The organism is uncultured Pseudacidovorax sp. (genome assembly GCF_913773995.1).
In the GTDB taxonomy this organism is placed as follows: domain Bacteria; phylum Pseudomonadota; class Gammaproteobacteria; order Burkholderiales; family Burkholderiaceae_C; genus Xenophilus.
On record NZ_CAJYES010000025.1, the window covers coordinates 1 to 6,844 of the forward strand.

At 68.8% G+C, this 6,844-nt stretch carries 7 protein-coding genes; 4 read left to right on the forward strand and 3 right to left on the reverse strand.

All coding sequences use genetic code 11. From position 1 onward, the window contains the following. A partial coding sequence (locus QZ772_RS02380; protein ID WP_295522661.1) for an Rne/Rng family ribonuclease occupies positions 1 to 1,993 on the reverse strand: 1,993 nt, incomplete at its 3' end. 138 nt (positions 1,994 to 2,131) lie between these two features. Beyond that, on the reverse strand, positions 2,132 to 2,332 hold the full coding sequence (locus tag QZ772_RS02385; protein ID WP_147284333.1) for a hypothetical protein: 201 nt from the start codon (positions 2,330 to 2,332) through the stop codon (positions 2,132 to 2,134). 237 nt (positions 2,333 to 2,569) lie between these two features. Between QZ772_RS02385 and QZ772_RS02390 the strand changes: the two genes are divergently transcribed. The 4 genes from QZ772_RS02390 to QZ772_RS02405 all read left to right on the forward strand — a co-directional run bounded on the left by QZ772_RS02390 (position 2,570) and on the right by QZ772_RS02405 (position 5,861). After that, entirely contained in the window at positions 2,570 to 3,619 is a 1,050-nt protein-coding gene (locus QZ772_RS02390; protein WP_295522668.1) for an RluA family pseudouridine synthase, read from the forward strand. Next, positions 3,606 to 4,286, forward strand: coding sequence for an HAD-IA family hydrolase (locus QZ772_RS02395; protein ID WP_295522663.1), 681 nt, complete (start codon positions 3,606 to 3,608; stop codon positions 4,284 to 4,286). Before QZ772_RS02390 ends, QZ772_RS02395 begins: the two co-directional genes overlap by 14 nt. Before the next feature lie 108 nt (positions 4,287 to 4,394). Then, complete coding sequence (locus tag QZ772_RS02400; protein WP_295522665.1) at positions 4,395 to 4,766, forward strand: Rieske 2Fe-2S domain-containing protein; 372 nt, start codon at positions 4,395 to 4,397, stop codon at positions 4,764 to 4,766. Positions 4,767 to 4,811: 45 nt separating this feature from the next. Continuing rightward, on the forward strand, positions 4,812 to 5,861 hold the full coding sequence (locus QZ772_RS02405; protein WP_295522666.1) for a S49 family peptidase: 1,050 nt from the start codon (positions 4,812 to 4,814) through the stop codon (positions 5,859 to 5,861). A 21-nt stretch (positions 5,862 to 5,882) separates the two neighbouring features. On the opposite strand, the gene QZ772_RS02410 is transcribed toward QZ772_RS02405, so the two are convergent. Further along, the coding region (locus QZ772_RS02410) for an MFS transporter (RefSeq protein WP_295522667.1) at positions 5,883 to 6,844 on the reverse strand (962 nt) is incomplete at its 5' end.

Consider the following 6,844-nt stretch of genomic DNA (forward strand, 5'->3'; position numbering starts at 1 on the left):
CGCGCCGGCCTTCGCCACTCAGCGCCTCGCGGCGCTCGCCACGGCCTTCGCCGCGCTCTGCGCGTTCACCGCGGCCTTCGCGATGACCATTGCCACGGCCTTCACCGCGGCCTTCACCGCCACGGCCCTCACCACGACCATTGCGGCCGCCCCGTTCGCCGCGGCGATTGCCGCCAGGGCGGGCCGACTCTTCTGAGGCCGGTGCCGGCGCGGACACTGGCGCAGCGACCGGCGCCGGCGCCGGCGTAGCGCCGAACAGGCCCTTGAGCCAGCCGAAGAAGCCACGTTCGGCGGGTGCCGGTGCGGCCGGCGCCGGTGCGATCACGGGCGCTGCAGCAGCAGGCGCCTGCGCGGCCGGCTTTTCTTCGCGCGGCTGCACCACGGGGGCCGGCGCATCCGGCAGCACGCCCTTGATGACGGGGCTCTGGCGGTTGGTCGGCTCCTGCGAGCGGCGGGTGATGCGCGTCGGGTCCTCGACCTCGTCGGCCATGGTGTAGCTGGCACGCAGCTGGTCCAGGCGCGGGTCGTCGTGCTTCATCCGCTCCAGCTTGTAGTTGGGCGTCTCCAGCGTCTTGTTCGGGATCATCAGCACGTTGACGCGCTGCTTGAGCTCGATCTTGGCGATCTCGGTGCGCTTCTCGTTCAGCAGGAAGGAGGCGACCTCCACCGGCACCTGCACGTGCACGGCGGCGGTGTTGTCCTTCATGGACTCTTCCTGAATGATGCGCAGGATCTGCAGCGCGCTCGACTCGGTGTCGCGGATGTGGCCGGAGCCGCCGCAGCGCGGGCAGGGGATCGACGAGCCTTCGGACAGCGCGGGCTTCAGGCGCTGGCGGCTCATTTCCATCAGGCCGAACTTGCTGATGGTGCCGAACTGCACGCGGGCGCGGTCCTGGCGCAGCGCGTCGCGCAGGCGGTTCTCGACCTCGCGGCGATTCTTCGACTCGTCCATGTCGATGAAGTCGATGACGATCAGGCCGCCCAGGTCGCGCAGGCGCATCTGGCGGGCCACTTCGTCGGCGGCTTCGAGGTTGGTGCGGGTCGCGGTCTCCTCGATGTCGCCGCCCTTGATGGCGCGGGCCGAGTTGACGTCGATGGACACCAGCGCTTCGGTGTGGTCGATCACGATGGCGCCGCCGGAGGGCAGCTGCACCGTGCGGGCATAGGCCGACTCGATCTGGTGCTCGATCTGGAAGCGGCTGAACAGCGCGGCGTCGTCGCGGTAGCGCTTCACGCGGGCGGCATGCTCGGGCATGACGTGCGCCATGAACTGCTGCGCCTGCTCGTAGATGTCGTCGGTGTCGATGAGGATGTCGCCGATGTCGTGATTGAAGTAATCACGGATGGCACGGATGACGAGGGACGATTCCTGGTAGATCAGGAAGGCGCCCTTGCCGCCCTTGGCGGCGCCGTCGATGGCGCTCCACAGCTTGAGCAGGTAGTTCAGGTCCCACTGCAGCTCGGGCGCGGTGCGGCCGATGCCGGCGGTGCGCGCGATGATGGACATGCCCTTGGGGTACTCGAGCTGGTCCATCGCCTCCTTGAGCTCGGCGCGGTCCTCGCCCTCGATGCGCCGGCTGACGCCGCCGCCGCGCGGGTTGTTGGGCATCAGCACCACGTAGCGGCCGGCCAGGCTGATGAATGTGGTGAGGGCAGCGCCCTTGTTGCCGCGCTCTTCCTTTTCGACCTGGACGATCAGCTCCTGGCCTTCGCGGATCGCATCCTGGATGCGGGCCTGACTGGCAGAGACGCCTTCGGCGAAGTACTGCTTGGAGATTTCCTTGAAGGGCAGGAAGCCGTGGCGGTCTTCGCCGTAGTCGACGAAGCAAGCCTCCAGGCTGGGCTCGACGCGGGTGACGACGGCCTTGTAGATGTTGCCCTTGCGCTGTTCGCGCCCTTCGATCTCGATTTCGTAGTCGAGCAGCTTCTGCCCGTCCACGATCGCCAGGCGGCGTTCTTCGGCCTGCGTGGCGTTGATCAGCATCCGTTTCATGGGAGTGCGTGTCCTTGTTCGTGTGTCATCACTGGCCCGCAAGGGGCCCACGATGCGCGGACGACGCGGCGAAACGACGGGACAGCGCCGTTCTCCTTTCCGCAGGTGTGCAGGCGGCACGCAGCCACCGGCCGGGCATCAGCCCGCAGGACGCAGCAGGGGAGGGGGCGCGAGGATGGGCGCAAGACCGATCTGCCGCCGGCCGGACATCTTGGGAACGTCGGGTGGCTGGGCAGGCACCGAGGTGGCAGGCGCTGGATGCATGGGCGCTGCCACCGGCATCAGCCAGCGCAGGCACATACGGAGCAGCCACATCAGCAGCACAAGGGGGTCTCGCATCGATCCACCGTCCGGCGCCCGTCTCTGAAAGAACAGGCCGCCGGCCGGCAAGGGAAAATCCGTCTCGGGGTTTCGTCGGCGTCGGCTCGCCTTGCGCGCCCGGCGCCGCCCGTGGCCTGGTGGGCGCGGGGCCGGCGATGGTGGACCACGCAAGTGGCATCGACCTCCAGCGCTTCCGGCGGGTGCTCTAAACTTCTCGTTCGAATAAGCACTGACCGAGCCGCGCTGGTGACAAATATTATAGGTCTTAAGCCCGGCCCCAAAGAGCGTCCGGCGCGGGCGCCGGCCCCCGAAGTCCGGTTGGTGACGGTGGACGCCGAGTCTGCCGGACAGCGCCTGGACAACTTTCTTTTCCGTCACCTCAAGGGCGTGCCCAAGACCCATGTCTACCGCATCATCCGATCCGGTGAGGTGCGGGTGAACAAGGGTCGCGTGCAGGCCGACTCCCGGGTGGAAGAAGGCGATGTGGTGCGCCTGCCCCCGGTCCGCGTGACGGCCGCCCCGGCGCCGTCCGCCCCGGCTGTGCCCTCCCGCGATTTCGACCTGCTGATGGAAGACGAGGTCCTGCTCGCGGTCAACAAGCCCGCCGGCACGGCCGTGCATGGGGGCAGCGGCGTGAGCTTCGGCGTCATCGAGCAACTGCGCGCCGCCCGGCCCATGGCACGCTTCCTTGAACTTGTTCACCGTCTCGACCGCGAAACCTCCGGCATCCTGCTGGTGGCCAAGCGGCGCAGTGCGCTCACGGCGCTGCAGGCACAGTTTCGCACCCGGGAGACCGGCAAGACCTATCTGGCACTGGTGGAAGGCGAATGGCCGGCCCGCCGCAAGGTGCTCGACGCCTCGCTCGCCCGGTATTTGCTGCCGCCGAAGGATGGCGCCGCCGAGGGCGAGCGCCGGGTGAAGGTGGTGGACAAGGACCATCCCGACGCCATGCGGGCCCTCACGCTGGTGCGCGTGGTCGCGCGGGTGCGACTGCCTGGCGACGGCGCGCCGATGAGCCTGCTGGCCGTGACCATCAAGACCGGCCGCACCCACCAGATCCGCGTGCACCTGGCGCACGAGGGGCACCCGATCGCCGGCGACGACAAGTACGGCGATTTCGAGCGCCGCCGCACGCTGGCGCGCCTGGGCCTGCGCCGCATGTTCCTGCATGCCTGGCGCTTGCGCTTCCAGCACCCCGTGTCCGAGGCGTCCGTGGCGCTGGAGGCAGCGCTCCCCGAAGAACTGGCTGGACTCCTGCCCCCACAGGCGCTGGCCGCCCTGAGCGATTCCGATGACGAACACTGACACATCGACTGACGGCCGGCGCTTCGACCTGATCGCCTTCGACTGGGACGGAACGCTGTACGACTCCACCGCGGTCATCGTTCGTTGCATCCAGGAAGCGGTTGTGGACGTCGGTGGCCAGCGCCCCAGCGACCATGATGCGGCCTGGGTCATCGGCCTGGGGCTGGCCGAGGCGCTCGCCCGCGCTGCGCCGGACGTGCCGCCCGAAAAGTACGGGGAGCTCGGCGAGCGTTACCGCTTCCACTACCTGCGCCACCAGGAAGACCTCGTCCTCTTCGACGGTGTCCTGCCGCTGCTGGACGCCCTGGCCGCCCGCGGCCACAAGCTGGCGGTGGCCACCGGCAAGTCGCGTCGCGGCCTGGATCAGGCCTTGCACACCGTGGCACTGCGCCACCGCTTCGATGCTTCGCGTACGGCCGACGAGACCTTCGGCAAGCCGCATCCGCGCATGCTGCTGGAGCTGATGGAGGAACTGGACGTGACGCCCGAGCGCACGCTGATGATCGGGGACACGGTGCACGACCTGCAGCTGGCGCGCAATGCCGGCTGCGCCAGCGTGGGCGTGGGCTATGGCGCCCACTCGACCGAGGGCTTCGAGGCATTGGCGCCGCTGCATGTGGCGCATTCGGTGGCGGAGCTCTCCGACTGGCTTCTTCAGCACGGTTGAGGGCGATCGGCAAGGCATTGCGCCTGCGAGCGAGGTGGCGCTTGCGGTGTGTGGCGTCGCGGCAACCCCTGACACGGCGCGCAAGGTGTTCTTTGGTACGCTGCCCGCGTGGCCGACGACGCCCCCATTCCCCTGTGCCGCAGCGCCGATCTCATAGATGGCGGGCTGGCGGTTCCGTTCGACGTCATCTATGGCGGCCAGACCTGCCGGGCCTTTGCCATCCGTTGGCAAGGTCGGCCGCATGCCTACCTGAACCGTTGCACCCATGTCGCCATGGAAATGGACTATCAGGAGGGGCGCTTCTTCGATGACACGGGCCGCTGGCTCCTTTGCGCCACGCATGGCGCCGCGTACTCGCCAGATACCGGCGCATGTGCCGGTGGGCCCTGCCGCGGCGGCCTGGTGCGCATCGAACTTAGCGAAATCGAGGGCGTGGTGCACTGGCATACTGCCTGGAACCTGCGCCCGTTCACCTTCTGAATCCGAGCCCATACCGACCGCTGTGGCTCGACGGCCCCCCGCATCATGAGTCCTCCCGACCGCCTGGAACCCTCCGGCTTCGAGCCTTTCGAGCCCGAGCCCGCGCCCCTGAACGAATCCGCAGCCTCTGCACCCACTTCCGTGAAAAACGATCCGACCTCCGCCCCCGGCTGGGAGCGCGCCACCCTGGAGAAACTGGCTTTTGCCTCGTTGAAGGAGCAGCGCGCCGCTCGGCGCTGGAAGACCTTCGTGCGCCTCGCCTGGCTGGTGTTCTTCATTGCGCTGGCCTGGATGGCCCTGAGCCGTGCGGCGCCCAGCACGGCCACCACGACCGCCCACACCGCCGTGGTGAGCATCCGCGGGGAGATTGCCGACGGCGCCGACGCCAGTGCCGAATTCGTGATCGCCTCGCTCAAGAGTGCGCTCGAGGATCCGGGCTCCAAGGGCGTCGTGCTGCTCATCAACTCGCCCGGTGGCAGCCCGGTGCAGGCCGGCATCATCCACGATGAGATCAAGCGTCTGCGGGCCAAGCACGGCAAGCCGATCTACGCCGTGGTCGAAGAAAGCTGCGCTTCGGCCGCCTACTACATCGCCGCCGCCACCGACAAGATCTATGTCGACAAGGCCAGCCTCGTCGGCAGCATCGGCGTGCTGATGGACGGTTTCGGCTTCACCGGCACGATGGAGAAGCTGGGCGTCGAGCGCCGCTTGCTCACCTCCGGCGAGAACAAGGGCTTCCTTGACCCGTTCAGCCCTATGAGTGACGTCCAGCGCGCCCACGCCCAGCGCATGCTCGACCAGATCCATGCGCAGTTCATCGACGTGGTCAAGAAGGGCCGGGGCGAGCGGCTCAAGCTCGACACGCCCGGCCTGTTCAGCGGCCTGTTCTGGACCGGCCAGGAAGCCGTGGATCTGGGCCTGGCCGACCAGCTCGGCAGCATCGATTACGTCGCTCGCGACGTGATCCAGGCCGAGGATGTGGTCGATTACACCCGCCGTGACAACGTGGCCGAGCGCCTGGCCAAAAAGTTCGGCGCGGCCTTTGCCGACGTGGCGGTGCACGCCACCATGCGTGCCGCGCCCTCGGTGCGCTGAGTCAGGGGGCGGCGCCGCTCTTCAGCGGGCGTCGCCCCGCCCGGCGAGCGGCGCTGAAATGGCCAGCGCGAGCGCGAACACCACCACCACCGACAGTGCGTAGGTGAGCGAACTGGCGCCGGCGATCAATCCGATCACCGGCGGCCCGGCCATGAAGCCCAGATAGGCTGCCGCCGAAACGGCCGCGATGCCCCGCGCGGGCTCCACGCCCGGAACTCGCGCCGCTGCGGCGAACAGCAGCGGCACTACATTCGCAAAGCCCAGACCGACGCCAGCGAAGGCGGCCAGCGCCATCCAGGGCGAATGCGTGAGCAGTCCGACGGTCATTGAGGCGGCTGCCAGCAACGCACTTCCCGCCAGCAACTGCGTGGAAGGAATCCGTGCGCGCAACGCATCGCCGCCAAAGCGGGCGGCCGCCATGGCCGCCGAGAAGCTGGCATAGGCGAGGGCGGCCTGCTGCTGCGGACTCCCCAGTTCCTGCTGCAGGTACAGCACGCTCCAGTCGTACATCGCGCCTTCGGCCACCAGCCCCAGGGCGGCGAGCAGGCCCAGGACGAGCAGTGGCCCGCCCGCATCGCGCAGACCCCCGCCCGCGCCCCCGCTCGCTGAGGCCGTGTGGGCGGCCGGGAGCATGCGTGTCGCCGCCATGCCGATGGCAATCGCCATCACCACCGCGACGACCGCCAGATGGGTTACGGGCGGCCAGCCCGCGGCCAGCAGCGCCGCGCCGCTGCTGGCGCCGGCCATGCCGCCCAGGCTGAACATGCCATGCATGCCGCTCATGCGCGGCACGCCTTCCGCCAGTTCGATGGCCGCGGCCTCGGTGTTGATGGCCACGTCGAACACGCTGGTCAGCAGGCCGAACACGGCCAGCAGGGCAAGCAGGGCGGCATAGCCCGGCATGGCGAGCAGCAGGGCGAGCAGGAGCGCATAGCAGCAGCCAGCGGCTCCTGCGACGCGGCTGGCGCCACGGCGGCCGATCC

What these genes read in the sequence shown, in the direction of transcription:
- QZ772_RS02385 (WP_147284333.1), bottom strand. Translation starts at nt 2,332, where the DNA reads ATGCGAGACCCCCTTGTGCTGCTGATGTGGCTGCTCCGTATGTGCCTG.
- QZ772_RS02395 (WP_295522663.1), top strand. Translation starts at nt 3,606, where the DNA reads ATGACGAACACTGACACATCGACTGACGGCCGGCGCTTCGACCTGATC.
- QZ772_RS02405 (WP_295522666.1), top strand. Translation starts at nt 4,812, where the DNA reads ATGAGTCCTCCCGACCGCCTGGAACCCTCCGGCTTCGAGCCTTTCGAG.